General features: G+C 70.5%; 21 protein-coding genes. 9 read left to right on the top strand and 12 right to left on the bottom strand.

What is annotated here, in order from left to right; genetic code table 11:
* Positions 1-37: 37 nt before the first annotated feature.
* The 9 genes from lptB to AC3IF3_RS16575 all read right to left on the bottom strand — a co-directional run bounded on the left by lptB (position 38) and on the right by AC3IF3_RS16575 (position 10967).
* A complete protein-coding gene (gene lptB / locus AC3IF3_RS16615) occupies positions 38-886 on the bottom strand; it encodes an LPS export ABC transporter ATP-binding protein (protein ID WP_489229570.1) in 849 nt (282 codons plus the stop codon).
* Positions 887-894: 8 nt separating this feature from the next.
* Positions 895-1578, bottom strand: coding sequence for an LptA/OstA family protein (locus AC3IF3_RS16610; protein WP_243966609.1), 684 nt, complete (start codon positions 1576-1578; stop codon positions 895-897).
* The gene (lptC, locus tag AC3IF3_RS16605) at positions 1575-2294 is read right to left on the bottom strand and encodes an LPS export ABC transporter periplasmic protein LptC (protein WP_243966610.1); all 720 of its coding nucleotides are present in this window, start codon (positions 2292-2294) and stop codon (positions 1575-1577) included. The genes AC3IF3_RS16610 and lptC overlap by 4 nt, the downstream gene beginning before the upstream one ends.
* A 215-nt stretch (positions 2295-2509) precedes the next feature.
* Positions 2510-4342 carry a molecular chaperone HtpG gene (gene htpG, locus AC3IF3_RS16600; RefSeq protein WP_489229569.1) on the bottom strand — a complete coding sequence of 611 codons (1833 nt, stop codon included), beginning with the start codon at positions 4340-4342 and terminating at the stop codon, positions 2510-2512.
* 99 nt (positions 4343-4441) lie between these two features.
* A complete protein-coding gene (locus AC3IF3_RS16595; RefSeq protein WP_489217286.1) occupies positions 4442-6430 on the bottom strand; it encodes a potassium transporter Kup in 1989 nt (662 codons plus the stop codon).
* A 163-nt stretch (positions 6431-6593) separates the two neighbouring features.
* On the bottom strand, positions 6594-7466 hold the full coding sequence (gene nadC / locus AC3IF3_RS16590) for a carboxylating nicotinate-nucleotide diphosphorylase (RefSeq protein ID WP_489229568.1): 873 nt from the start codon (positions 7464-7466) through the stop codon (positions 6594-6596).
* Positions 7463-8986: an L-aspartate oxidase gene (locus AC3IF3_RS16585; protein ID WP_489229567.1), complete on the bottom strand. Its 1524-nt coding sequence runs from the start codon at positions 8984-8986 to the stop codon at positions 7463-7465. The genes nadC and AC3IF3_RS16585 overlap by 4 nt, the downstream gene beginning before the upstream one ends.
* Complete coding sequence (gene nadA / locus AC3IF3_RS16580) at positions 8983-9999, bottom strand: quinolinate synthase NadA (protein WP_489229566.1); 1017 nt, start codon at positions 9997-9999, stop codon at positions 8983-8985. The genes AC3IF3_RS16585 and nadA overlap by 4 nt, the downstream gene beginning before the upstream one ends.
* 137 nt (positions 10000-10136) lie before the next feature.
* Entirely contained in the window at positions 10137-10967 is an 831-nt protein-coding gene (locus tag AC3IF3_RS16575) for an aldo/keto reductase (protein ID WP_489229565.1), read from the bottom strand.
* A gap of 221 nt (positions 10968-11188) precedes the next feature.
* On the opposite strand from AC3IF3_RS16575, the gene paoA reads away from it, so the two are divergent.
* The 4 genes from paoA (at position 11189) to AC3IF3_RS16555 (ending at position 16699) form a co-directional block, all read left to right on the top strand.
* The gene (gene paoA / locus AC3IF3_RS16570) at positions 11189-11839 is read left to right on the top strand and encodes an aldehyde dehydrogenase iron-sulfur subunit PaoA (protein WP_243966998.1); all 651 of its coding nucleotides are present in this window, start codon (positions 11189-11191) and stop codon (positions 11837-11839) included.
* Between the two features lie 10 nt (positions 11840-11849).
* Positions 11850-12824 (top strand): FAD binding domain-containing protein, encoded by a 975-nt coding sequence (locus AC3IF3_RS16565; RefSeq protein WP_489229564.1) that lies wholly within the window; start codon positions 11850-11852, stop codon positions 12822-12824.
* Between the two features lie 24 nt (positions 12825-12848).
* The gene (locus AC3IF3_RS16560; RefSeq protein ID WP_489229563.1) at positions 12849-15071 is read left to right on the top strand and encodes a molybdopterin cofactor-binding domain-containing protein; all 2223 of its coding nucleotides are present in this window, start codon (positions 12849-12851) and stop codon (positions 15069-15071) included.
* Positions 15072-15157: 86 nt separating this feature from the next.
* Positions 15158-16699: an acetate--CoA ligase gene (locus AC3IF3_RS16555; RefSeq protein ID WP_489229562.1), complete on the top strand. Its 1542-nt coding sequence runs from the start codon at positions 15158-15160 to the stop codon at positions 16697-16699.
* 226 nt (positions 16700-16925) lie between these two features.
* Here the strand turns inward: AC3IF3_RS16555 and mgtE are convergent, their stop codons facing one another.
* The gene (gene mgtE, locus AC3IF3_RS16550; RefSeq protein ID WP_489217279.1) at positions 16926-18338 is read right to left on the bottom strand and encodes a magnesium transporter; all 1413 of its coding nucleotides are present in this window, start codon (positions 18336-18338) and stop codon (positions 16926-16928) included.
* Between the two features lie 401 nt (positions 18339-18739).
* Here mgtE and pqqA (AC3IF3_RS16545) point away from each other — a divergent pair, with 401 nt between their 5' ends.
* Both pqqA (AC3IF3_RS16545) and pqqA (AC3IF3_RS16540) read left to right on the top strand, forming a co-directional pair.
* Complete coding sequence (gene pqqA / locus AC3IF3_RS16545; protein ID WP_243966993.1) at positions 18740-18829, top strand: pyrroloquinoline quinone precursor peptide PqqA; 90 nt, start codon at positions 18740-18742, stop codon at positions 18827-18829.
* A gap of 81 nt (positions 18830-18910) precedes the next feature.
* Positions 18911-19000, top strand: a complete 90-nt coding sequence (gene pqqA / locus AC3IF3_RS16540; RefSeq protein ID WP_243966993.1) for a pyrroloquinoline quinone precursor peptide PqqA — start codon at positions 18911-18913, stop codon at positions 18998-19000.
* 157 nt (positions 19001-19157) lie between these two features.
* Here the strand turns inward: pqqA (AC3IF3_RS16540) and AC3IF3_RS16535 are convergent, their stop codons facing one another.
* The gene (locus tag AC3IF3_RS16535; protein ID WP_489229561.1) at positions 19158-20405 is read right to left on the bottom strand and encodes a NupC/NupG family nucleoside CNT transporter; all 1248 of its coding nucleotides are present in this window, start codon (positions 20403-20405) and stop codon (positions 19158-19160) included.
* A gap of 57 nt (positions 20406-20462) precedes the next feature.
* On the bottom strand, positions 20463-21086 hold the full coding sequence (locus AC3IF3_RS16530) for a TetR/AcrR family transcriptional regulator (RefSeq protein WP_489229560.1): 624 nt from the start codon (positions 21084-21086) through the stop codon (positions 20463-20465).
* A gap of 126 nt (positions 21087-21212) precedes the next feature.
* Here AC3IF3_RS16530 and AC3IF3_RS16525 point away from each other — a divergent pair, with 126 nt between their 5' ends.
* From AC3IF3_RS16525 to AC3IF3_RS16515, 3 genes are read left to right on the top strand one after another with little or no spacing between them, the layout of a single operon-like run.
* Positions 21213-22064, top strand: coding sequence for an SDR family NAD(P)-dependent oxidoreductase (locus AC3IF3_RS16525; protein WP_489229559.1), 852 nt, complete (start codon positions 21213-21215; stop codon positions 22062-22064).
* 1 nt (position 22065) lies between these two features.
* Positions 22066-22968: an alpha/beta hydrolase gene (locus tag AC3IF3_RS16520; protein WP_489229558.1), complete on the top strand. Its 903-nt coding sequence runs from the start codon at positions 22066-22068 to the stop codon at positions 22966-22968.
* On the top strand, positions 22965-24446 hold the full coding sequence (locus AC3IF3_RS16515) for a flavin-containing monooxygenase (RefSeq protein ID WP_489229557.1): 1482 nt from the start codon (positions 22965-22967) through the stop codon (positions 24444-24446). The genes AC3IF3_RS16520 and AC3IF3_RS16515 overlap by 4 nt, the downstream gene beginning before the upstream one ends.
* Positions 24447-24454 lie beyond the last annotated feature (8 nt).

Below are 24454 nucleotides of genomic sequence, written 5' to 3'. Positions count from 1 at the left end.
ACGCGGCGCCGGCCCCGCGCGGAGACGCAGGCGCCCCTCAGAGCCTGAAATCCTCGCCGAGATACAGCCGCCGCGCGTCCGGGTTCGCCACGATCTCCTCCGGCGTGCCCTCGGTGAGGATTCGGCCGGAATGGGCGATGTAGGCCCGGTCGATCAGACCCAGGGTCTCGCGCACGTTGTGGTCGGTGATTAGCACGCCGATGCCGCGCTGCTTGAGGTGCTTCACTAGATCCTGGATGTCGCCCACCGCGATCGGGTCGATGCCCGCGAAGGGCTCGTCGAGCAGCATGAAGGTCGGCGAGGAGGCCAGCGCCCGGGCGATCTCGCAGCGCCGCCGCTCGCCGCCCGAGAGCGCGATCGAGGGTGCCTTGCGCAGGCGGGCGATGTCAAATTCCTCCAGCAGGGAATCGAGCTTGCGTGCCCGCTCCTTGCGGTTGGGCTCGGCCACCTCCAGCACGGCGCGGATGTTGTCCTCCACGCTCAGGCCCCGGAAGATCGAGGCTTCCTGCGGCAGGTAGCCGATGCCGAGCCGCGCCCGCTGGTACATGGGCAGATGCGTGATCGGCAGGCCGTCGAGGGTGATGTGGCCGCGGTCGGCCGCCACCAGACCGGTGATCATGTAGAAGATCGTGGTCTTGCCGGCGCCGTTCGGCCCGAGCAGCCCCACCGCCTCGCCGGTCCGGACGGTGAGCCCAGCCTCGTGGACCACGGTGCGGGCGCCGTAGCTCTTGCGCAGGCCGCGCACGCTGAGGATGCCGGGCCCGCCCGCGTCGGCCGCCTTCGACTCGGCCGCTTCAACGTCCGCCGGCCGCGCGCGTCGGCCGAACAGGCGGCCGAGCCAGCTCGCCCGGCCCGCCGGTTCCTGCGGTCCGGCCTGGAACGCCACCGCGCCGCTCAATCGACCTGCGCCTTCGGCTTGGGCGGCGGCGCGCAACCTTTCGGCTTGCCGTCCTTGTCGGCCTTCTCGCCCGGCACGAACAAGGCCGAGACCCGGCCGCCCGCCACCGGGTCCATGTTCGCCCGGCCGGTGTTCATGTCGTAGACCAGCCGCTGGCCGCGGGTGACGTTCTGGCACTGGCTCAGCACGACGTTGCCGGTCAGCACGATGCGCTTGGCATCCTGATCGAAGACCGCGTGGTCGCCGGTGGCGACCTGATCCTTCTGCACCACCGTCACCGGTCCGGCGCAATCGACCTTCTGGATGCCGTTCTCGGCCGGGTTCCGGGCCGGCGGGGCCTCGGCGGCGGCAGTGGCCTGCGCCTCGCCCTTCGCCTCGCCCTTGCCGTCAGCCTTGGCATCCTTGCCGGGCGTGTCCTTGCCGCGCTTGTAGTAGACCGTCATGGTCGAGCACCGGATCGTGCTCTCGCCCTGCACAGCCACGACGTTGCCGGCGAAGACCGCCCGGTTCTCCCGGTCGAACACGTCCAGCCGGTCGGCGTCGATCTTGATCGGCTCCTTGCCGCCGCCGCCAATATTGCCGAAGGGGGAATCCTTCTTGGCCGCCTTCTCGGCGAGGGCCGGGGCGGCGAGCAGCAGGCAGGCCACCACGGCGGCGCCAAGGGTGCGGGCGGTGTTCATCGGGCACCGTCCGCGGGCTGCGCGTCCGAGGTCAGGATGCGCAGAGCCGGCTTCTCGGCCTGATCCTCGTTGACGATGACCACGTGGACGTTGCCCACGAAGGAAATGCGCTTGCCGCTCTCCACCACGTCGAGGCTGTCGGCGTTCACGGTGGCCCGGGGGCTCGACACGGTGACGGGTTCCTGGGAACTGATGGCGCCGGTCTTGAACGCCACCGCGGCGGAGCGCAGCCGCGCCTCCTCGCCCTTGTCGGTCCAGATCCGGATGTCGGTCTTCAGGTCGAGGGACTCCCGGGCGCTGTCGAACAGACCGGAGGCGGCCGAGAGCCGGGCGACACCGCCCTGGTCATCGGTGGCAATATGGCCGCGCATCTGCTGCAGCTCGATGAGGCTCGGCTTGCGCACGTCCTGAAGGGCGGCGTCCGCCGTCACCTCGTAACCGCGCGTCCCCTGACGGAAACCCGCGAGCCGCGGATTCTCCATCCGGACCTTCGTGCCCGCCAGCGTCACCGGGCCGATCGAGACACCCGGCAGATGCGCCGCGAAGGGATTGAACAGGTAGGCCAGCAGAAGGGCCACCGCACCGCCGGCCGCCACGGGGATCAGCCGGCGCATGGCGCGCACCCGGCCACTGTGGCGGTACGCCCGGGCATGCGCCCGGGTCCGCGCCGCCGCGACCGCCTGTCCGTTGCCGGCTTGAGCCTCGACCGGGTTCATGCAGCGTCCGTGAGGCGCGCCTGACGCGCGCGCGAGAGGGATCGGCTCAGACGCCTGCGGCCCCCACCGCGCCCGCGCCATCGGACGGGCAATGCTCCCGGCCGGTGGCGAAGTTATGGCTTGACCATTTCTGAATGATCAACCGAACTTGTAATCCAGCGACCGGGATGTGTGTGGCGACACACGTCCCGCACGGACGGATGCGGCCCCCAGGCCTAGGCGCTGCGGGTCTCCGCCAGGGCCGCCGCCACCGTCCGGACAAAGGCCGCCGGGTCGCGCGGGCTGTCGCCGTCCTGGATGCGGGCGAGATCGAGCAGGGTTCCGGCGGCCTGCGGCACCTCCGATTCGGGCGAAGCGGCGAGCGCGCGAATCAGTTGATGACGCGGGTTGATCTCCAGAACCGGCTGTCCGGCCCCGGCCCGCCCGGCGCGGCGCATCAGCCGCTGCATCTGGAGGTCGGGGCCGCCGGTGCCGGCCGACAGGACCACCGCCGAATCGACCAGCCGGTCCGTGGTGCGTACGTCCGAGACCTCGGCACCGAGCGCCGCCTTGACGGCGGCCACGAAGGCGTCGAGCCCATCCGGTGTCTCCGGCTGCTCGCCCTCCGGGGCGAATTTCGACAGGTCGAGGCCGCCTTTGGTGATCGAGCGGAGCGGCTTCTCCGCGAAGGTGCCGAGCTGATCCGGCCAGAAGGCATCGACGTGATCGGAGAGGAGCAGCACCTCCAGACCACGCGCCTTGAAGCCCTCGAGCTGGGGCGAGGAACGCAGCGCCTCGGCATCGTCGGCGACGAGGTAGTAGATCGCCTCCTGGCCGTCCTTCATCCGGGACACGTAGTCGGGAAGCGAGGTCCAGCCCTCAACCGCAGAGGAATGGAAGCGCAGGAGCGGTGCGATCTCGGCCCGGCGCTCGAAATCCTCGTAGATGCCCTCCTTGAGCACGGCGCCGAAATTCTCCCAGAACGGCTGATAGCCCTCGGCGTCCTTCGCCCGGCTCGCGAGTTCGGACACGACGCGGCCGGTCACGGCCCGGCGGATCCGGGCCAGCGCCGGCGTCGATTGCAGCATCTCGCGGGAGACGTTGAGGGGCAGGTCCTCGGTGCCGACGACGCCCTGGACGAAGCGCAGCCAAGGCGGCAGAAGCTCAGCCTCGTCCGTGATGAACATCCGCCGGACATGCAGGCGGACCATGCTCTGCCGGTCGTTGTCGAGGGCCTGGAACGGCTTTGCGCCGGGCACGAACAGCAGCGCCGAGAATTCGAGCTGCCCCTCGGCGCGCCAGTGCAGCGTGGCCCAGGGCTTGTCGAAGTTCATGCCGAGGGCGCGGTAGAATTCGTCGTACTGCTCCTCGGTGACCTCGGACTTCGCCTTGCGCCAGAGGGCGGTCGCCTGGTTGGCCGATTCGTCCTTACCATCGCGCACGACCGCGATCGGCACGGTGATGAAGTCGGCCCATTTCCGCACGAGGTGGTCGAGACGGTAGGGCTCCAGGTACTCGTCGGCATCCGCCTTAAGATGAAGCACGATGTCGGTGCCGGGCTCAGACCGTGTGGCGGGTTCCAGCGTGTAGCTGCCCTGGCCCTCGGACGCCCAGGTCCAAGCTTCGTCGCTGCCGGCCCGGCGCGACGTGACGGTGACCCGGTCGGCCACCATGAAGGCCGAGTAGAAGCCGACGCCGAACTGGCCGATCAGGCTCGGCCGGTCCTCCGCCTTGGCAGTCTCCAGCGTCTGCGAGAAGGCCCGCGTGCCGGACTTGGCGATGGTGCCGAGATTGGCGGCGAGATCTTCCTTGCTCATGCCGATGCCGGCATCCGAGACGGTGAGGGTGCGCGCCTCCTTGTCGGGGGCGATGCGGACTTTCGCGTCCGGCGGCAGGGCGCTCGCCGCCGAGGTCAGCGCCTCGAACCGGCGCCGGTCCATGGCGTCGGCGGCGTTGGCGACGAGTTCGCGCAGAAAAATCTCGCGGTCGGAATAGAGCGCATGCACGACGAGGTCGAGGAGCCGGCCTACCTCCGCCCCGAACTCGTGTCGCTCGATCGTCTCGCTCACGGGTGATGCCTCCGCATAGGGAAATTCGCGGGGGCCATATGCTTGCGATCGCCGCGGTTTTCAATGCGGCGACGGCCGGTCCGTCGGGGCGCACCGCGCTCAGATCTCGATCTCGGTCCCCACCTCGACGATCTGACGGGTCGGCAGGCCGAAATGGGCACCGGTGCGCTCAGCGTTGCGCTTCATGAAGGCGAACAGGCCCTCCCGCCAGGGGGCCATGCCGGGACGGGTCGGCGACGGGATGACCACCTCGTGGCCCACGAAATAGGTCATGTCCTCCAGGTATTCCGGCGGCAGCAGGCCGCTCGCCACGGCGCATTGCAGCCCCTCGGGGATCGAGGCCGTCTGCATGAAGCCGTAGCGCAGGACGACGCGCTCCATGCCGGGGGTGTATTTCGAGATCGCCTTGCGGATGCCCTGGGCCACGAGGGTCACCTGCGCCCGCTCGCTCGCCGGGATCACCGGCGCCTCCTCGTAGAAGACGGTGATCAGCAGGATCCGCTCGTGGAGGCAGCGGCTGCGCTCCACCAGACGGCCGAGCGCCATGGGGATCCCCTCCGTGGCGGCGGTCAGGAAGGCCGCGGTGCCGGGCAGGGTCACGGGCGGATGCGAGGCGAGGCGGCCCAGGAAGGTCGCCTCGGGCATGCGCATGGTCTCGCGCACGGATTCGAGGATGTGGTTGCCCTTCATCCAGGTCAGCATCAGGAAGGCGACCGCTCCCGCGAGCAGCAGCGGAAACCAGCCGCCCTCCAGGATCTTCACGCTGTTGGCAGCGAAGAACACGGCGTCGATGGCGAGGAAGAAGCCGTTCACCGCGAACACCAGAATCGGATTGTAGCCCCACCGCAGGGCGATCAGGGCGGCGAGCAGCGTCGTGATACCCATCAGCGCCGAGACCGCGATCCCGTAGGCGCCGGCCAGGGCGTCGGACGAGCCGAACACCACGACGGCGGTGAGCGTCGCGGCGGCGAGCAGCCAGTTCACGCCCGGCACGTAGATCTGGCCACGCTCCTCCTGGTCGGTATGGACCACCCGCATCATCGGCATGAAGCCGAGCTGGATCGATTGCTGGGTCAGCGAGTACACCCCCGAGATCACCGCCTGCGAGGCGATCACCGTCGCCATCCCGGAGAGGGCGACCAGCGGATAATGCGCCCAGTCCGGGGCAAGCAGGTAGAACGGGTTCTCGATGGCGCCCGGATCGGCGATGATCAGCGCGCCCTGCCCGCAATAGTGGATCAGGAGCGCGGGCAGAACGAGGCCGAACCACGCGATCCGGATCGCAGGGGCGCCGAAATGGCCGAGGTCGGCATACATCGCCTCGCCGCCGGTCACCGCCAGGAAGGCCGCACCCAGCATCAGGAAGCTGACGTGCCAGCCGGCATGGAGCAGGAAGTCCACGGCCCGCCAGGGATTGGCCGCCGCCAGGATCTCCGGCGTGCGCAGGATGCTGGGAACAGCCAGAAGGACCAGGACCACGAACCAGACCATCATGACCGGCCCGAACACCCGGCCGATGGCGGCCACGCCCTTGTGCTGCACCAGGAACAGCCCGATCAGGATCACCAGGGTGATCGGCACCACGTAGGGACCGAGCGCGGGCGCATCGACCTTCAGGCCCTCGACCGCCGACAGCACCGAGATCGCCGGGGTGATCGCCCCGTCGCCGTAGAGCAGCGCCGCGCCCACGAGCCCGACCACCAGCAGCAGCGCTTTCCACGTCCCCGGCCGCGCCTGCCGGGCGCCGAGCAGCGCCAGCATGGCCACGATACCGCCCTCGCCGCGGTTGTCGGCCCGCAGGATCAGCACCGCGTATTTCAGCGATACGATCAGGATCAGCGACCACAGGATCAGCGACACCGCCCCCGTGGCCGCCGCCGGCACCGAGGCCCCCCCGGCGGTGGCCGCCTTCACCGCCTCCTTGAACGCGTAGAGCGGGCTCGTCCCGATATCGCCGTAGACCACGCCCAGGGCACCGAGAATCAGCGCCCTCCCGGGACCGTGCCGGACCGCACCCGGCTTGCGCGCCACCGGCGCCGCGGGAAGGCTGACCGCCGGGGCAGCCGCGGTTCGGAGGGCTTGGCTCACGGGCAGATCCGGTCAGTGGCGTTTCTGTTGAGCGAAACTGTAACAAGCTCTCCGCGCGGCGATAGACTCGGAGGATCTCCGAAGCGACCGCGGGGAAGACCTGTAACCGGAACGTGATGACGCTGGCGCGACCCGCACGTCGACGGCGGCCGGAGGCCGGCGCTCAGGCGGCGTCGAGCCCGAGGTCGATGATCGCGGCGGAGTGGGTGATCCAGCCGCAGGAGATCAGGTCGACGCCGGACGCCGCGACCGCCCCCACGGTCTCCCGCGTGATCCGGCCCGACGCCTCGGAGAGGGCGCGGCCGCCGATCATCGCCACCGCGCGGGTCAGCTGGTCCGGACCCATATTGTCGAGGAGCACCGCATCGACCCCGACCGAGAGGGCTTCCTCCAGCTGCGCCAGGCTGTCGACCTCGCACTCGATCTTCACGAGGTGACCGGCCCGCGCCCGGGCCCGCTCGATCGCCGGCACGATGCCGCCGGCCACGGCCACATGGTTGTCCTTGATGAGCACCGCGTCGTCGAGGCCGAAGCGGTGATTGGAGCCGCCGCCGGCCCGGACCGCATGCTTCTCGAGCGCGCGCAGGCCCGGGGTGGTCTTGCGGGTGCAGACGATCGACGCCTTGCCGTGCGGGCGCGCCGCCTCGACCAGCCCGTGGGTGGCCGTGGCGACCCCCGACATCCGGCAGAGCAGGTTGAGCGCCACGCGCTCCGCGGTCAGGATCGCCCGGGCCGGCCCTTCGAGGCGCAGGACGACGTCGCCCGGGGCGACGCGGGCGCCGTCACCGCGCTCCACCGTGACGGTCACCGCCGGATCGACCAGCGCGAAGGCGATGGCGGCGGCATCGGTGCCGGAGATCACCCCGTCCTGGCGGGAGGCGATCGCGCCGCGCATCCGCGTACCCGGCGGCACGATGGCGTCGGTGGTGATGTCGCCGGCCCGGCCGAGATCCTCGAGCAGGGCGGCGCGGACAACCGGCTCCACGAGGAGCCGCGGCAGGGGCAGGATCTCGTCCGTTAAGACCGATGGCGTCATGGCGTCAGCGCCTCCCGGGCGGCCGTGGTCTCGTGGAACGCGGCGTCGAGCGCGGCGAGCGTCGTCTCGGTATGCGCCGCCGGGGCGGCGTGGGGACAATCGCTGCGCCAGTGGGCGCCGCGGCTCTCCCGCCGCTCCAGCGCGCCGTGGGCGATCAGCAGCGCCACCAGGGCGGCGTCACAGGTTCGCGCGTGGGGCGCCAGGGTCGCGACGGCACCTTCGAGACCGGCGGCGTCGCGCACGACGCCGACCCGCGTCTCCATCAGCGTGCGGATCGCCGGAAGGTCCGCGCCCGAATGGGCCGCGACGGTCTCGGGTACGATCGCGTTCGGCGGCGGAGCGTCCAACCCATCGGCGATGAAGCGCGCGTAAGCCAGCCCCTCCAGCAGGGAGTTGCTGGCGAGGCGATTGGCGCCGTGGAGGCCCGTGGAGGAGACCTCACCGCAGGCATAGAGGCCCGGCACCGAGGTGGCGCCGTACGCATCCACCTTCGCGCCGCCCATGTGATAATGCGCCGCCGGGCGGACCGGGATCGGCTGCACGGCCGGGTCGATGCCGGCGGCGGCGCAGAGGCCCGCCACCGTGGGGAAGCGTTTCGGCATCGCGGCGCCGAGGGCTCCGCGGGCGTCGAGATAGACGAGGCGGCCCCGCTGCAGCGCCTGGAAGATGCCCCGGGCAACCACGTCGCGGGGGGCGAGGTCGCCGCCCGCGATTCCGGCCATCACGGGGGCGCCGGTCTCGTCGATGAGCCGCGCGCCCTCGCCGCGCAGGGCCTCGGTGGCCAGCGGCATCGGATCGGTGCCGGCCGCGATGGCGGTGGGGTGGAACTGCACGAACTCCATGTCGCGCATCACGGCGCCCGCCCGGGCGGCGAGGGCCAGCCCGCCGCCGACGGCGCCGGTCGGGTTCGTGGTCGCCGCGTAGAGGGCGCCGACGCCGCCGGTGGCGAGCACCACGGCCCGGGCCGGGATGCGGAACCGGGCCCCGTCGCGCTCGGCGACGATGCCGGCCACCGCGCCGCGGGTATCCCGCAGCAGGTCACAGGCGTGGGCCTCGACCACCTCGACCGACGGCGCGGTCAGCACGGCCCGCACCAGCGCTTCGAGGACCCGGGCCCCGGTGGCGTCGCCGCCGGAGCGGACGATGCGGCGGCGGCCATGCGCGGCCTCGAGGCCGAGCGCCAGGGCGCCGTCCTCGGATCGGTCGAACGGGACCCCGATCCGCACCAGCCAATCGATCAGCCCGGGGCCCGCCTGGGCAACCCTCAACGCCACGTCGGGCTCGGTCAGCCCGGCGCCGGCCGCTTCCGTGTCGGCGGCATGGAGCTCCGGCGCATCGTCCGATCCGACCGCGGCGGCGATGCCGCCCTGCGCCCAGCCGGTGGCGGTGCCGAGACCCAGCGGCGAGGCGGTGACCAGCGTCACCGCGCGGGGCGCGAGGCGCAGGGCGACACTCAGGCCGGCGACGCCGCCGCCGACCACGACGATGCGGTCGGCCGTGTTGGGGGAGATGGCGTTCATCGCGTGCGCACCAGCAGCATGCGCTCCACCGCCGCCCGGGCGCGGTCGGCGAGGGCCGGATCGACCGTGACCTCGTGAGTCATGGTTTCGAGGGAGCGCCGGATGTTGCGCAGGCTCATCCGCTTCATGTGCGGGCACATGTTGCAGGGCTTGATGAACTCGATATCCGGGTTCTGCGCGGCGATGTTGTCGGCCATCGAGCATTCGGTGACGAGCACGACCTGCTTCGGCCGTTTCTGGAGCACGAAGTCCATCATCATCGCGGTCGAGCCGGAGAAGTCGGATTCGGCGACCACGTCCGGCGGGCATTCGGGATGCGCGATCACCGTGACGCCGGGATAGCTGTCGCGGACGTCGCGGATATCGGCCGGGGTGAAGCGCTCGTGCACCTCGCAATGGCCGGCCCAGGTCAGGATCTCGACCTCCGGGATCTCGGCCTGGACGTTCTGCGCCAGGAACTCGTCCGGGATCATCAGCACCCGGGGGGCGTTAAGCGACCGCACCACCGCGACGGCGTTGCCCGACGTGCAGCACAGGTCGGACTCGGCCTTTACGGCCGCCGAGGTGTTGACATAGGTCACGATCGGCACGCCCGGGTACTTGGCCCGCAGGCCACGCACGTCCGCTGCGGTGATCGAATCGGCCAGCGAGCAGCCCGCGCCCATGTCGGGGATGAGCACCGTCTTGCTCGGGTTCAAGAGCTTGGCGGTCTCCGCCATGAAGTGCACGCCCGCCAGGACGATCACGTCGGCGTCGACCGTCACCGCCTCGCGGGCCAGCGCCAGGCTGTCGCCGACGATGTCGGCCACCGTGTGGAAGATCTCCGGCGCCTGGTAATTATGCGCCAGGATCACGGCGTTTCGCTCGCGCTTCAGCCGCAGGATCGCCTCGATGTCGGGCGCGAGCGCCGGCCACTCGATCGCCGGGACGTGCCGGCTGACGCGGGCGTAGAGATCGGGAAGCGGCAGGCCCGGGCCGGGCGTGCGGGAGACGGGTAACACGGTCGACGCCATGGCGTCCTCCATTATGCTCAGTTTGAGCATTGTGCCGTCTAACTTATGAGGGCCGGAGGCGCATGTCTAGATATGCACGCTGTGAGCATAAATCTTTTGCGGCACGGTGTCATGCTGCGCCGCCGAAGGGTTCAGGCTCAGCAGAAGGTCGCCGGATCGGGCCCGATCCGGCCGTCCGGCCGGTCGAGGGCGGCGATCCGATCCATCTCCGCATCGGACAGCGCGAAGTCGAACAGGGCGATGTTCTCGACGATGCGTTCGGGCCGGGCGGTCTTCGGGATCGCCACGCAGCCGATCTGCACCTGCCAGCGCAGCACGACCTGGGCGGGGCTCCTCCCGTGGTCCTGCGCGATCGCTAGGATGGCCGGATCGTTCAGCTCCTTGCCCTGGCCGAGGGGGCTCCAGGATTCGGTCACGATCCCGTGACGGGCATCGTCCGCGCGCGGCGCCCGGCGCTGGAAATGCGGGTGCAGCTCGATCTGGTTCACAGCCGGCGCGACGCCGGTCTCGGCGAGCAGCGTGGCGACATGCTCCGGCGTGAAGTTCGACACGCCGATCGACTTCGCCCGACCCTCGTCACGGAGCTGGATCAGCGTCTTCCAGGTCTCCACGAACAGGCGCCGCTGCGGGCACGGCCAGTGGATCAGGTAAAGGTCGACATAGGGGAGGCCGAGGCGCTCCAGGCTCTCGTCGAAGGCGCGTCGGGCCTCGTCCCGCCCCTGGCGGTCGTTCCAGAGCTTGGTGGTGAGGAAAATCTCGTCCCGCGACACCCGTGCGTCGCGGATGCCCCGGCCGACCCCCGCCTCGTTCCCGTAGGCGGCGGCGGTGTCGATCAGGCGGTAGCCCGCCTGCAACGCCTGGCCGACGAGGTCCGGCGCCTGCGCGTCGGAGAGCTGCCAGCAGCCGTAGCCGATCTGGGGGATGCGGTGCCCGTCGTTCAGGGCCAGGGTCGGGACGGATATGGCCATGCGGTAAGCCTCTGGCTGAATGTTCCAGCCCTCACGTGGACCGGCGGCGTCACCGAGCAAGGCCGATCGACGAGAAGCTATGGATCCGATGGCTCCCCGTCCGAAGGCTGAGCCGCGGTAAACGGGCGCAGTCTGGACCGGATCTAATCCGCAGAGCCGGACGTTGGCGGACCAGATTCCAGGTTGCGCCGCGCAGCGTCGCGCACGGACGGGATAGCAGCATGACAGACGCGACTCCGAAGAGACCGTTCGCCCTGACCCGGCGGTCTGTGGTGGAAGGCTGCGCCGTGGCCGGGGCGCTGGGCGCCCTCGGGGTCCGGCCCGCGCCCGCCGTCGCCGCCCCCGGCGATCCGGCTCCGCAGACCCTGCCGGTGCGGCTCACCATCAACGGCCAGGCGCACGACCTCGTCCTCGACACGCGCACGACCCTGCTCGACGCCCTGCGGGAACACCTCGCGCTGACCGGCACGAAGAAGGGCTGCGACCACGGCCAGTGCGGCGCCTGCACGGTGCTGGTCGACGGGCGGCGGATCAACAGCTGCCTGACGCTCGCCGCGATGCACGACGGCGATCAGATCACCACCATCGAGGGGCTCGCCTCCGGCGATCAACTGCACCCGATGCAGGCGGCTTTCCTGGAGCATGACGGCTTCCAGTGCGGCTACTGCACGCCGGGCCAGATCTGCTCGTCGGTGGGCATGCTGAGCGAGGTCAAGGCCGGGTGGCCGAGCCACGTCACCGAGGACGTGGCGTCGAGCCCAAGCCTCAGCGACGACGAGATCCGCGAGCGGATGAGTGGCAACATCTGCCGCTGCGCCGCCTACCCGAACATCGTCGCGGCGATCCGCGACACCGCCGCCAGCAACCTCTGAGGGGGCGGACATGAAGGCTTTCACCTACGAGCGTCCCGCGACCGTGCAGGACGCCGCCAAGCTCGCGGCCGAACGGCCGAACGCCCGGTTCATCGCCGGCGGCACCAATCTCCTCGATCTGATGAAGCTGCAGGTCGAGACCCCGGCGACGCTGATCGACGTCAACCGGCTTCCCCTGGACAAGGTCGAGGCGACGCGGGAGGGCGGGCTGCGCATCGGCGCGCTGGTGCGCAACTCCGACCTCGCCGCCGACCCGCGGGTCCGGAAGGACTACGCTGTTCTGGCGAAGGCGCTCCTGGCCGGCGCCTCGGGCCAGCTCCGCAACAAGGCGACCACCGCCGGCAACCTGCTCCAGCGGACGCGCTGCTACTACTTCTACGATACGGCCATGCCCTGCAATAAGCGGGAGCCCGGCTCGGGCTGCTCGGCCATCGGTGGGTTCAACCGCATCATGGCGGTACTGGGCACGAGCGAGGCCTGCATCGCCACCAACCCGTCCGACATGAACGTCGCCATGCGCGCCCTCGACGCCACCGTGGAGACGATGGACCCGAATGGGCAGGCGCGGATGATCCCGATCGCCGACTTCCACAGGGTGCCCGGCGACACGCCGCAGATCGAGACCGACCTGCGCACCGGCGAGATCATTACCGCCGTCACCCTGCCGAAGCCGGTGGCGGGCCTGCATATCTACCGGAAGGTCCGTGATCGGGCCTCCTACGCCTTCGCCACGGTCTCCGTGGCCGCGGTGATCGCCGGCGCCGAGGGCGGGAAGCCCCACGCGGCGCGGCTCGCCTTCGGCGGTCTGGCGCACAAGCCCTGGCGGGTGGCCGAAGCCGAGACGGCGCTGGTGCAGACCGGCTCCGCCGACGCCGCCGCCGATGCGGTGCTGAAGGGCGCCCGTGGCTACGGCAGCAACGACTTCAAGATCCCGCTGACGCGGCGGACCCTGCGCGCCGTCGTGGCGCAGGCGACCCGCGCGTAGCCCTCCCGCTCAAGGACCGTCCCCATGGAGATGAACCAGCCGATCGGCCAAACGCCGCTCGATGACCGTCCCGACGGGCTCGTCGGCAAGCCTCTGAGCCGCGTCGAGGGCAAGCTCAAGGTCACGGGCCACGCGCCCTACGCCTACGAGACCCGGGCGCTGCAGAACCCAGCCTACGGTTTCATCGTGGCCGCCACCATCGCGTCCGGCACGATCCGGTCGATCGATGCCGATGCCGCTCGCCGGGCGCCCGGCACGATCCTGGTGATGACCCACGAGAACGTACCCGCGCAGGGGGAGAAGAAGGAGCAGGTCTGGCCACAGCTCCAGGGGACGCAGGTCGCCTTCTACGGGCAGCCGGTCGCCTTCGTGGTGGCCGAGACCTTCGAACAGGCCCGCGCCGCCGCGATGCTGGTGAAGGTGCAGTACGACGCCCAGACGCCCAAGGGCCATCTCAAGGACGCGATGGCGTCGGCCTACGAGCCGAAGCCGATCAACTCGCCGCCGGATTCGAAGCTCGGCGACTTCGACGCGGCCTTCGCGGCGGCGCCGGTGAAGCTCGACGTGAAGTACGTCACGCCGAACCAGATCCACGCCCAGATGGAGCCGCACGCGACGATCGCCGCCTGGGACGGCGACGGTGTCGTCCTCCACACCGCCAACCAGATGCCGAACCGCGGCCAGAAGGCGCTGGGCTCCGTGCTCAAGCTGCCCCCCGAGAAGGTTCGGATCGTCAGCCCCTATATCGGCGGCGGCTTTGGGGCGAAGTTGCAGGTTCAGCCCGAGGCGACCCTGGCGATCCTGGCCTCGAAGCTGATCGAACGGCCCGTCAAGGTCGCCCTGACCCGGCAGCAGGAATTCCACGTCGCGACCCATCGCAGCGACACGATCCAGCGGATCCGCCTCGGTGCCGACACCGAGGGCCGTCTCTCGGCCATCGGTCACGAATCCTGGTCCGACACCGCCGAGGGCGACGGATTCTTCGAGACCGCCGCCAACGTCACCCGCTCCCTCTACGCGGCGCAGAACCGCGTCACCCGCCACCGGCTGGTGAACCTGAACATGCCCATCGCCTCGTCGATGCGCGCACCGGGCGAGGCCGTGGGTCAGCTCGCCTTCGAGTGCGCCATGGACGAGCTGGCCGAACGGTTGAAGATCGATCCGATCGAGTTGCGGGTCCGCAACGAGCCGGCCGAGGATCCCGAGAAGAAGGTGCCGTTCTCCACCCGCCAGCTCGTGCCATGCATGCGCGAGGGCGCGCGGTTGTTCGGGTGGGACAAGCGCCAAGCGACGGGCAGCCGGCGTGACGGCAACTGGCTCGTCGGAATGGGCATGTCGGCGGCCGCCCGCCTCAACCCGCTGATGCCGTCCTCCGCCAAGGTGAAGCTCGGGCCGGACGGCGTGCTGGTCGTCCAGATGGCCATGACCGATCCCGGTACGGGCACCTACACGATCCTCACCCAGATCGCCGGCGAGATGCTGGGCCTCCCGCCAGAGCGCGTGCGGGTCGAGATCGGCGACACGGACTTCCCCTACGCGTCCGGCTCGGGCGGGTCCTTCGGTGCCGCCTCGGCGGGATCAGCCCTCTATGTCGCCTGCGACAACCTCCGGCAGGCCGTGCTCAAGGCCGGCGATCTCAACCCGGATGGCGCGACGTTCCGCGATGGCGCGGTCACGTCGGGCAACCGCACCGAGGCGCTCACCGATCTGGCCAAGTCGGGTCTGGAGGCCTCGGGGGAGATCAAGCCCGGCGAGATGAAGCAGAAATTCTCGCAGTACTCCTATGGCGCGCATTTCGCGGAGGTCGGGGTCGATATCGACACCGGCGAGATCCGGCTGCGGCGGATGCTCGGCGTCTTTACGGGCGGCCGCATCCTCAACGCCAAGACCGCGCGCAGCCAGGCGATCGGCGGCATGACCTTCGGTGTCGGCGCGGCGCTGATGGAGGATGCGGTGGTCGATCCGCGCTACAGCTACTTCGTCAACCACGACATGGCCGAGTATCACGTGCCGGTCCATGCCGACATCCCGGCGATCGATGCGGTGTTCCTGCCGGAACTCGACGACAAGACCAACCCTTTGAAGAGCAAGGGGCTGGGTGAACTCGGCATCTGCGGGGCCGGCGCGTCGCTGGCCAACGCGATCTACAACGCCACCGGCATCCGCGTCCGCGAATACCCGCTGACCCTCGACAAGATGCTCAAGGGCTTCGAGGAGCAGGAGGGTCAGGCACAGCGGCGGACCTGACCGGAGTCGGAACCGCGCACCCACGGTTGACGGCAGGGCGCGCAGGCGGGACACCGGGCCAAAAGCCCGAACACGGGGGACGCCCGGTGCCCGACAGTCGATCCGACCACCGCCACCCACCGGAGCGGTTCAACGCCGCCCGGTACTGCCTCGCCGAGAACGCCCGCCTGCGTCCCGACAAGACCGCGCTGATCATGGTCGGCGATGGCACGGTCGACCGGCTCAGCTTCGGCGCGGCCGATCGGGCCGTGCGCGGCATCGCGGCGGGGCTGCGCACCTTGGGGCTGGAACCCGGCGACCGGGTGATGATCCGGATGGGCAACGAGGCCGACTACGTCCTCGTTTATTTCGGCGCCCTGGCGGCGGGACTGGTGGCGCTACCCTCTTCGCCCCAGCTCACCGAGCCCGAGGCGGCGTTCCTGATGGAGAATTCCGGGGCCGCTGCGGTGGTGATCGGCAGCGGCTGCACGGTCTCCGCGGAGGCGCTTGGCAACCGCCGCCTGCTCGATGCCGCGGCGATCGCGCGGATGAAGGCCGGCCCGCTGCGCCCCGACTACGCCGACACCGCCGCCGACGATCCGGCAATGCTGATCTACACCTCCGGGACCACGAGCCGGCCGAAGGGCGTGCTCCACGCCCACCGGGCCGCCTATGGCCGGCGGCCGATGCTCGACCATTGGCTTGGGCTGACGGAATCCGACGTGATGCTGCATGCCGGCACCATGAACTGGACCTACACGCTCGGGGTGGGCCTGAGCGACCCCTGGTCGGTGGGTGCCACCGCGGTGCTTTACAATGGCTCGCGCGACCCTGCGGTCTGGCCGCGCCTGATCGCGGAGTACGGCGCCACCCTGTTCGCCGCGGTTCCGACCCTCTACCGCCAGATCCTGAAATACGGCGACCTCGGCGCCCACGATCTGTCGCGCCTGCGCCACGGCTGCACGGCGGGCGAGCCGCTTCCGATTGCGCTGCTCGAGGCCTGGATTCAGGCCACGGGCAAGCCCCTCTACGAAGCCCTCGGGATGAGCGAGATTTCGACCTACATCTCCAGCGGCCCGACCATCCCGATGCGCCCCGGCTCGCCCGGCAAGCCGCAACCCGGCCGGCGGGTGGCGATCCTGCCGGTCGAGGGCGTGCCCGTCCCCCTCCCGGCCGGCGAGATCGGCCTGCTCGCCGTCCATCGCTCCGAGCCGGCGCTGATGCTCGGCTATTGGAACCGCCCCGGGGAGGAAGCCGAGGTGTTGCGCGGGGACTGGTTCGTCGGCGGCGACCTCGCCCGGCTCGACGCCGACGGCTACCTCTGGTTCGAGGGCCGCAACAACGACCTGATGAAGGCGATGGGCTACCGGGTCTCGCCCAACGAGGTCGAGGCGGTGCTCGCCGCCCACCCGTCCGTGGCGGAGGTCGGCGTGGCCGAGCTGCCGGTGCGTGCGGATGTCTCGGTGATCTGCGGCTTCGTGGTGCTCCAGCCCGATTCCGAACCGGACGCCGGGGCGCTGCTCGCGTATTGCGCCGAGCGGCTTGCGGCCTACAAACGCCCGCGGGAGATTCGCTTCCTCGACGCCCTGCCGCGCACGGCGAACGGCAAGGTGCAGCGGAAGCGGCTGGCGGCGACCGTGGCGGAGTGACGGGGGGCGCCCAGGTCCTCCGATCCGGCACGTCAGTTCGAGCGCGCGCCTTCTCCGGTGCGGACCTGAGATGTCATAGGTCGGCTCGGGAGGGCGCGATCGGCCTCCTCATCCCTGTGGGCTCCGAAATCCGCATATCGCTCCGGAATAAGGGCAAAGACCGGCGCCGCGCGCCCTCCCCGCCTCTGCGGGCGGGAATGGCCCACACGCGTCTATTCCAAAACCCCTACAGCAGCGTCCCGCGCAGGATCAGCAGCGCGACGGAGAAATAGATCACGAGACCGGTGACATCGACCAGCGTCGCCACGAACGGCGCCGAGGCGGTGGCGGGGTCGAAGCCGATCCGCTGGAGCAGGAAGGGCAGCATCGAGCCCGACAGGGACCCGAAGGTCACGATCCCAACCAGTGCCGACCCCACGGTCACGGCGACCAGCGGCCAGTGCTCGCCGTAATCGTAGAGGCCGAGCTTCTGCCACGCCACGATCCGGATCACCGCGATCACCCCGAGGATCGACCCGAGAACGATGCCGGTGGGCAACTCCCGCAGCGCCACGCGCCACCAGTCCCGCAGGCGGATCTGGTGCAGGGCCAGCGCCCGGATCAGCAGCGAGGTCGCCTGCGAGCCCGAATTGCCCCCCGAGCTCATGATCAGCGGGATGAACAGCGTCAGGACGATCGCCTTCTCCAGCTCCCCCTCGAAGCCCTGCATGGCCGAGGCGGTGAGCATCTCCGAGAGGAACAGCGCGCACAGCCAGCCGGCGCGCTTCCGGATCATCGTGAAGAAGCCGATATCCATGTAGGGCTCGGGCAGCGCCTCCATGCCGCCGAAGCGCTGCACGTCCTGCGTCTGCTTCTCGATCATCGCATCGATCATGTCGTCGACGGTGACGATGCCGATGACGTGGCCGACCGCGTCGACCACCGGCAGCGCCAGGAGATCGTACTTGGAGATCAGCCGGGCCGCCTCCTCGCGGCTGGCGGTGGGCGAGACGGCGAGCGGCCGCCGTCCCGGGGCAACGCTGAGCACGTTGTCGTTCGGATCCCCCGAGATCAGCCGTCGCAGGGGCACCGCCTTGGTGAGCGCCCGGGTCCGCGGGTCGAGCACGAAGATCGCGTAGATGGTCTCGCGGGTCTTCTCGACGTGGCGGATGTGCTCCAGCGTCTGGCCTACGGTCCAGGTGCCGGGGATGGTGACGAACTCGGTGGTCATCAGCGAGCCGACCGTCTCCTCGCCATAGGCCGAGAGCCGGTCCACGGCCCCACGGGTCTCGGCGTCGAGGCGGGCGCGCAGGTCGGAGCGGCCCGGCTCTTCGATCTCGCGGAAGACGTCCGTGACCCGGTCGGCCGACATCCCCGACAGGTAGGCCGCCACCCGGTCCCGGGGCAGCATCTCGATGATGTCGGCGGCGCAGTCGAGCTCCGGCTGGTCGAGCACCTCGACCGCCCGCTCCAGCGGCAGGCCCAGCAGGATGGCGGCCGCGACCTCGGGCGCCTCCTCGTTGAGCTTCTCCACGATGTCCGGGGCGCGCTCGTCCGAGAGCCGCGCGGCCAGAACGGACGGGTCGATGCGCGTGTCGAAGGGGGCGATCTCGTTCATGGCCTCGCCTCGTGGGTTACGAGGCGACGCGGCGCCGGTCATCCTGGGTCAAGGCCGTGACCGGTCGCCGCGTCGGCGCTCCGCGGCCAGGCCTCTCAGCGGCTCAGGCGGGACGACGGCGCGTGGCCGGGCACGGCAGGCACGATCGGTCGGGCACGTCGCTTCGCTGGTCGCTGCTTGACGGGGAGCACGCCGCCGCCGAAGACAGCGTCGCGCCGGTGCCTCGTGCGCCCGCGAAAAAAGTCAGTCAAGTCGAAACCGTGCCGGAAACGGCGTTGCCGGGGCCCTGAACCCACAGGAGAGGCCCGAGTGTCGCGCGGCGGCACCAGGGGTCCCCCGGGGGTCCCGACGGGGTCCCTATGAGAAATATAAGTGTTGTGCTCGCTTGTATTGCGTCCAAGATATCGGCTATATACCGCTCACCAACAGCGAGGAGAAACGCCATGGCTTGGTCTGCCCCGATCGTGTCCGAAGTTTGCGTCGGCATGGAAGTCACCAGCTACGAGTCGGCCGAGATCGACACCTTTAACTAAGACGTGCGGGGGCCGGAGCGCCCAGCGCCCTGCCCTTCGTGGTCTCCGAGACAATCACCCACAGTTCATCAGGAGGAAATCATGGCTTGGTCTGCCCCGATCGTGTCCGAAGTTTGCGTCGGCATGGAAGTCACCAGCTACGAGTCGGCTGAGATCGACACCTTCAACTAAGACGTTGACGATCTGTTTTGGGCGCCGCTTCATCTGAAGCGGCGCTTTTCGTTTGTGCGGCGTCCCGAGCGCCGCCGAAGCTGTGGAGCATTCGGACTCTCCGTATCGCTGCTTCGGCGGGGCGGTCACAGCGACGGCGTGGACACGATAAGCGTGCTCACCCCACGAACAGGCCGGCGATCGCCGCGCTGGTGAGATTCGACAGCGTCCCCGCCAGGATCGCCCTTGGCCCGTAGCGGGCGACCTCGGAGCGCCGCTCCGGGACGAGGCTCGAGAAGCTCGCGAGCTGGATCGCGATCGACGCGAAATTCGCGAACCCGCACAGGGCGAAGCAGACGATCGCCTGCGTACGCGGGTCGAGGGTTCCGCCGGTCAGGATCGGCGACAGGTTGGCGTAGGCGAAGAACTCGTTGAAGGCGAGCTTCTGGCCGATGGCCCCGCCGACCAGGGTCGCGTGCTCCCACGGCGCGCCGAGCAGCCAGGCCAGCGGGGCGAGCGCCCAACCGAGCACGCCCTCGATCGAGGCGGCGGGATAACCCACCAGCCCGCCGATCGTGCCGAACAGGCCGTCCGCCAGGGCGATCAGCCCGACGAAGGCGATCAGCATGGCCCCGACCGAGACCGCGACCGCCAAGCCCTTCTGCGTGCCATCGGCAGCCGCTTCGATGACATTGGCCGCCCGGGTCTCGCCGAACTCCACCCGGGTGGTGGTGATCCGGGTCGGCTCCGTGGAGGGCACCAGGATCTTGGCGTAGAGCAGGCCGCCGGGGATCGCCATCACGGAGGCGGCGAGCAGGTAGGTCATCGGGACGCCAAGCGCCGCGTAACCGGCCAGGATCGAACCCGCGGTGGACGAGGCGCCGCTCGCCATCACGGCGAACAGCTCGGCGCCGGTCAAGCGTGCGAGGAACGGGCGCAGGGCCACCGCGATCTCGCTCTGGCCGATGGCGATGGTGATGACCGCGGCGAAGGATTCGATCGGCGCGGTGCCGAGGATCCGCCGCAGCACCGCCCCGAGGCCCCGGGCGAGCATCTGCATCAGGCCGAGGTGGTAGAGCACCGCGATCAGCGCCGACACGTACAGGATCTGTGGCAGCACCCGCAGGGCCAGGATGAAGCCCGAGCCGCCGAACAGTTCGAACATCTTCGGCTCGACGAGGCCCCCGAACAGGAACGCGGTGCCGCGGTCACCGTAGGCGAGCACGGTGGCGACGACGGCGGCCGCCGCCGTCAGCGCCGCCTGCCCGGCCGGCAGGAACAGGACCAGGGCCCCGAGCCCCACTTGAAGCGCGAGCGCAGTCAGGACGACCCGGGGGCGGATCGCCCGTCGATTCGTGGAGAACAGAACCGCGACGGCGAGCAGCAGCAGCAGGCTGAGGCCGGCATGGGTGAGACGGTCGAGCATCACGGCTTTCGGGTTCGCGCTTGACCGGGGCCCATGGAAGGTTCGGGCCAGTCCGCATCACTCCGGGCGCCGCGCGACCAGATACGGCGCGAACAGGTCACGCACCTGCGCGAACCCCCAGTCGAGATCCGCCTCGGTCAGCGCGGTACCACCCTGGAGGCGGTGGCTCATCCAATGGCTGGAGACGATCCAGGCGTTGTCGATGAGCCGCCCGAGGCCCTCCGGGTCGATCCGAAGCCGCCCCGCCCGCACGGCCGCCTCGAAGACGCCCCGGGCCAGGGCCTGCGTCCGCGCGCGAAGGGCGTGGACGCGCGGGCGCAGGGCGGGGGCGATCTCCACCATGGCGATCCCGTCGCGGTAGATGCAGCGGTAGCGCCAGATCAGGTCGAACCAGGCCCGCTGGTAGGCAAGCAGCGCCTCCGGCGCCCCGGCATCGGCCGGCATCCCCCCGGCTACCGCCACGGCCTCCACCTCGAAGGCCGCGAACAGCGCCTCGACCAGGCCGGATTTCCGCGGAAAATGATACTGCAGGTTCCCCTCCCGGATCCCCGCGGCGGCGGCGATCTCGGCCGTGGTCACCCGGCCGAGCCCCCGGGCATTGAACAGGTCCAGGCTGACCGCCAGGATCCGGTCGCGTGTGCTCGGGAGCCGCCCATCGGCAGCCCGTTCGCTCTCCTGCAATCCCCGGCTCCGGCCCCGCGCCATCGTCTCCGACCCTGATCTAGGGTGTTCACCCTAGACAGTCGTGGAGGCGAGGGCTATCCCTGAAGGGAAGCGCGGACGAAGCGGCGCGGCGGGAGGCGACGTTTGGCTCAGACATTTCGACTCGCCGGTGCCGTCGCCCTCGTCACCGGTGCCGCGAGCGGCATCGGGGCCGCCCTGGCGACCGGGCTCGCCGCCAAGGGATGCAGCCTCCTGCTGGTGGACCGCGATCCGGTCGGGCTCGAGGACATCGCCGGCCGGATCCACGACCGCGGGACCGCGGTGGAGACCCGGGTCGTCGATCTCGCGGACGCGGAGGCGATCCGCGCGCTGCCGGACTGGGCCGTGGCGCGGTTCGGACATCTCGACCTCCTGATCAACAATGCCGGCGTCGCCCTCGGGGGCCGGTTCGACGAGACGCATCTCGAGGATTTCGAGTGGCTCATGGACATCAACCTGCGCGCGGTCGTGCGGATGTGCCACGCTTTCCTGCCGATGCTGCGCGCCCGGCCGGCGGCGCAGGTCGTCAACCTGTCGAGCCTGTTCGGCCTGATCGCGCCGCCGGGTCAGGTCGCCTACTGCACCAGCAAGTTCGCCGTCCGCGGCTTCTCCGAGGCCCTGCGGCATGAATATGCCGGCAGCGGGCTCGGGGTGACCGTGGTTCACCCGGGGGGCGTTGCCACCGCCATCTCGCGCAACGCCCGCGGCCGGCGCCCGCCCACCGACCCCGAGGCGGCCAAGCGCGCGGCGGTGGAGGACGAGGAGGCCCGCGCGGCCTTCGGCAAACTCCTGACCCTCGACCCCGCGACGGCGGCGGCCGCGATCATCCGCGGGATCGAGACCCGGGCGCCGCGGATCGTGATCGGCAAGGATGCCCGGAACGCGGCTCTGATCCAGCGGCTGATGCCGGTGGGCTACTGGAAGACGATCGTGCGACTGTCCGGGGGGACGCTCTGAGATGGCGAGCCTGCGCGCCTATATCGGCGCCTACATGATCCGCAGCCGGGTCCGCGGTCCCCTCGCCCGGGCCCGGGACGCCGCCGACTTCCGCCGCATCTTCGAGGCCCAGGCCTTCCCGGATCCCAAGGGCGTGACCTACGAGACGGGCAGCGTCGGCGGCGTGCGCGGCGAGTGGGTCCGGCCGAAGACCGGTCCCGGGCGCCGGATGCTCTACATCCACGGCGGCGGCTTCATCGCCTGCTCGCCGCGCACGCACCGGCCCGTGACGGGCGCCCTGGCGAGCCGCGGCTTCACGATCTTCGTCCCGGATTACCGCCTCGCGCCGGAGCACCCGTTCCCGGCCGCGGTCGAGGACGTCATGGCCGTCTGGGCGGCGTTCAGCGCCGAAGGAGCGGCCTGCGTGGCGGGTGAATCGGCCGGCGGCAATCTCGCCCTGGTGCTGATGGGCGAGGCCCGCGCCCGGAACCTGCCGATGCCCTGGGCCGCCGCCCTGTTCTCCCCGGCCACCGACTTCGTCTCGGAGGACGGTTCGCGGGTGACGAATGCGTGGCGCGACGCCATGTTCGACCCGAAGGCGCTCGCCACGATCCGGCAGATGTATCTCGGCCGCGCCGATCCGGCCGACCCGCGGATCTCGCCGCTCCTCGGCGATCCCACCGGCTTCCCGCCGCTCCTGTTCCACGTGGGCGACCGCGAGGTGCTGCGCGACGATTCCGTCCGCATGGCGGAGCGAGCCCGGGCGGCCGGCGTCGCGGCGGAGCTGAAGGTCTTCCCCGTCGTGTCCCACGCCTGGCAGTTCGCGGCCAACATGCTGCCGGAGGCCCGCGCCTCCCTCGACGAGGCCGCCGCCTTCCTGAAGGCGCACGCCCCCCAGGCCACCCCCGGGAGCCCCGCGCGATGATTGAAGCTTCAGACGCCGCCGCGCGCTCCGAACCCCTGGCGGTGCTCATCGTCGGGGCCGGCTTCTCCGGGCTCGCGATGGCGATCCGGTGCCGGCAGGCGGGGATCGAGCCATTCCGGGTGATCGAGAAGGGCGACGGAATCGGCGGCACGTGGCACGACAACACCTATCCGGGGGCGGCCTGCGATGTGCCCTCGCATCTCTACTCCCTGTCCTTCGCCCCGAAGGCGGATTGGAGCCGGATGTATGCGCCGCAGGCGGAGATCCTGGCCTATCTCCGGGAGACGGCGGAGCGCCACGGGCTGATGCCGCTGATCCAGCTCGGCACCGCCTTTCAGGGCGCGACCTGGGACGAGGCGTGCGCCCTCTGGCACGTGGAGACCGATCGCGGCCCGATCACCGCGCGGGCGATCGTCTCCGGGATGGGCGGCCTGCACCATCCGGCCTATCCGGACATCCCCGGCCGCGACGCCTTCGTCGGGCCGGCCTTCCACACGGCAGTTTGGGACCATGCCGTAAGCCTCGCCGGCAAGCGCGTCGGCGTGATCGGCACGGGGGCGAGCGCGATCCAGGTCGTGCCGGAACTCGCCGAGGTCGCCGCCCAGCTGACCCTCTTCCAGCGCACGCCGCCCTGGATCATGCCCAAGAACGACCACGCCATCGCGGAGCGCATCAAGGCCCGGTACCGGCGCCTGCCCCTCGCCCGGCGGCTCGAACGGGCCCGGCTATTCTGGCTGCACGAGGTGCGCGCGCTCCTGGGCTTCACCAAGGTCTCGAAGCTCACCGGTCAGGCCGAGGCCCTGGCGCGGCGGCACCTCGCCAAGGCGGTCCCGGATCCGGAGTTGCGGCGCCGCCTCACGCCGAACTACCGGCTCGGCTGCAAGCGCGTGCTGATCTCCGACACGTACTACCCGGCGCTCCAGCGCCCGAACGTCACCCTGGAGACCGGAAGCATCGCGCGGATCACGCCGGGCGGGGTGACCACGCAGGACGGCCGGACTCACGACCTCGACGCGATCGTCTACGCCACCGGCTTCGACGTCACCGCGACCTTCACGCGGATGAACCTCGTCGGCCGCGACGGCCTGCGCCTGGCGGACGCCTGGGCCGGGGGCATGGGGGCCTACCAGGGAATCACGGTCGCCGGGTTCCCCAACTACTTCATGCTGCTCGGGCCCAATACGGGCCTCGGCCACAACTCGGTCGTGGCGATGATCGAGGTTCAGGTCCAGCACGTGCTCGACTGCCTCGGGGCCCTGCGCCGCGGGACCCGGGCCGTCGAGGTCCGCCCGGAGGCGCAGGCCCGCTTCCTCGATCGGATCCGCGCGCGGCTCGCCGACAGCATCTGGCAGGCCGGCGGCTGCCGCAGCTGGTATCTCGACGCGCAGGGGCGCAATGCGACCCTCTGGCCGGATTCCGTGATGGCCTACCGCCGGAGCGCCCGGCGCGCCCGCATGGCGGACTACCGGCTGGGCTGAACCCGCCT

The organism is Methylobacterium sp. J-118 (assembly GCF_057836565.1).
Note: the sequence above shows the minus strand (reverse complement) of the source record. Positions and strands in the feature narration are given on the sequence as shown.

What these genes read in the sequence shown, in the direction of transcription:
- AC3IF3_RS16610 (WP_243966609.1), bottom strand. Translation starts at nt 1,578, where the DNA reads ATGAACACCGCCCGCACCCTTGGCGCCGCCGTGGTGGCCTGCCTGCTG.
- lptC (WP_243966610.1), bottom strand. Translation starts at nt 2,294, where the DNA reads ATGAACCCGGTCGAGGCTCAAGCCGGCAACGGACAGGCGGTCGCGGCG.
- nadC (WP_489229568.1), bottom strand. Translation starts at nt 7,466, where the DNA reads ATGACGCCATCGGTCTTAACGGACGAGATCCTGCCCCTGCCGCGGCTC.
- AC3IF3_RS16585 (WP_489229567.1), bottom strand. Translation starts at nt 8,986, where the DNA reads ATGAACGCCATCTCCCCCAACACGGCCGACCGCATCGTCGTGGTCGGC.
- nadA (WP_489229566.1), bottom strand. Translation starts at nt 9,999, where the DNA reads ATGGCGTCGACCGTGTTACCCGTCTCCCGCACGCCCGGCCCGGGCCTG.
- AC3IF3_RS16575 (WP_489229565.1), bottom strand. Translation starts at nt 10,967, where the DNA reads ATGGCCATATCCGTCCCGACCCTGGCCCTGAACGACGGGCACCGCATC.
- paoA (WP_243966998.1), top strand. Translation starts at nt 11,189, where the DNA reads ATGACAGACGCGACTCCGAAGAGACCGTTCGCCCTGACCCGGCGGTCT.
- AC3IF3_RS16565 (WP_489229564.1), top strand. Translation starts at nt 11,850, where the DNA reads ATGAAGGCTTTCACCTACGAGCGTCCCGCGACCGTGCAGGACGCCGCC.
- AC3IF3_RS16560 (WP_489229563.1), top strand. Translation starts at nt 12,849, where the DNA reads ATGGAGATGAACCAGCCGATCGGCCAAACGCCGCTCGATGACCGTCCC.
- mgtE (WP_489217279.1), bottom strand. Translation starts at nt 18,338, where the DNA reads ATGACCGGCGCCGCGTCGCCTCGTAACCCACGAGGCGAGGCCATGAAC.
- pqqA (WP_243966993.1), top strand. Translation starts at nt 18,740, where the DNA reads ATGGCTTGGTCTGCCCCGATCGTGTCCGAAGTTTGCGTCGGCATGGAA.
- pqqA (WP_243966993.1), top strand. Translation starts at nt 18,911, where the DNA reads ATGGCTTGGTCTGCCCCGATCGTGTCCGAAGTTTGCGTCGGCATGGAA.
- AC3IF3_RS16535 (WP_489229561.1), bottom strand. Translation starts at nt 20,405, where the DNA reads ATGCTCGACCGTCTCACCCATGCCGGCCTCAGCCTGCTGCTGCTGCTC.
- AC3IF3_RS16520 (WP_489229558.1), top strand. Translation starts at nt 22,066, where the DNA reads ATGGCGAGCCTGCGCGCCTATATCGGCGCCTACATGATCCGCAGCCGG.
- AC3IF3_RS16515 (WP_489229557.1), top strand. Translation starts at nt 22,965, where the DNA reads ATGATTGAAGCTTCAGACGCCGCCGCGCGCTCCGAACCCCTGGCGGTG.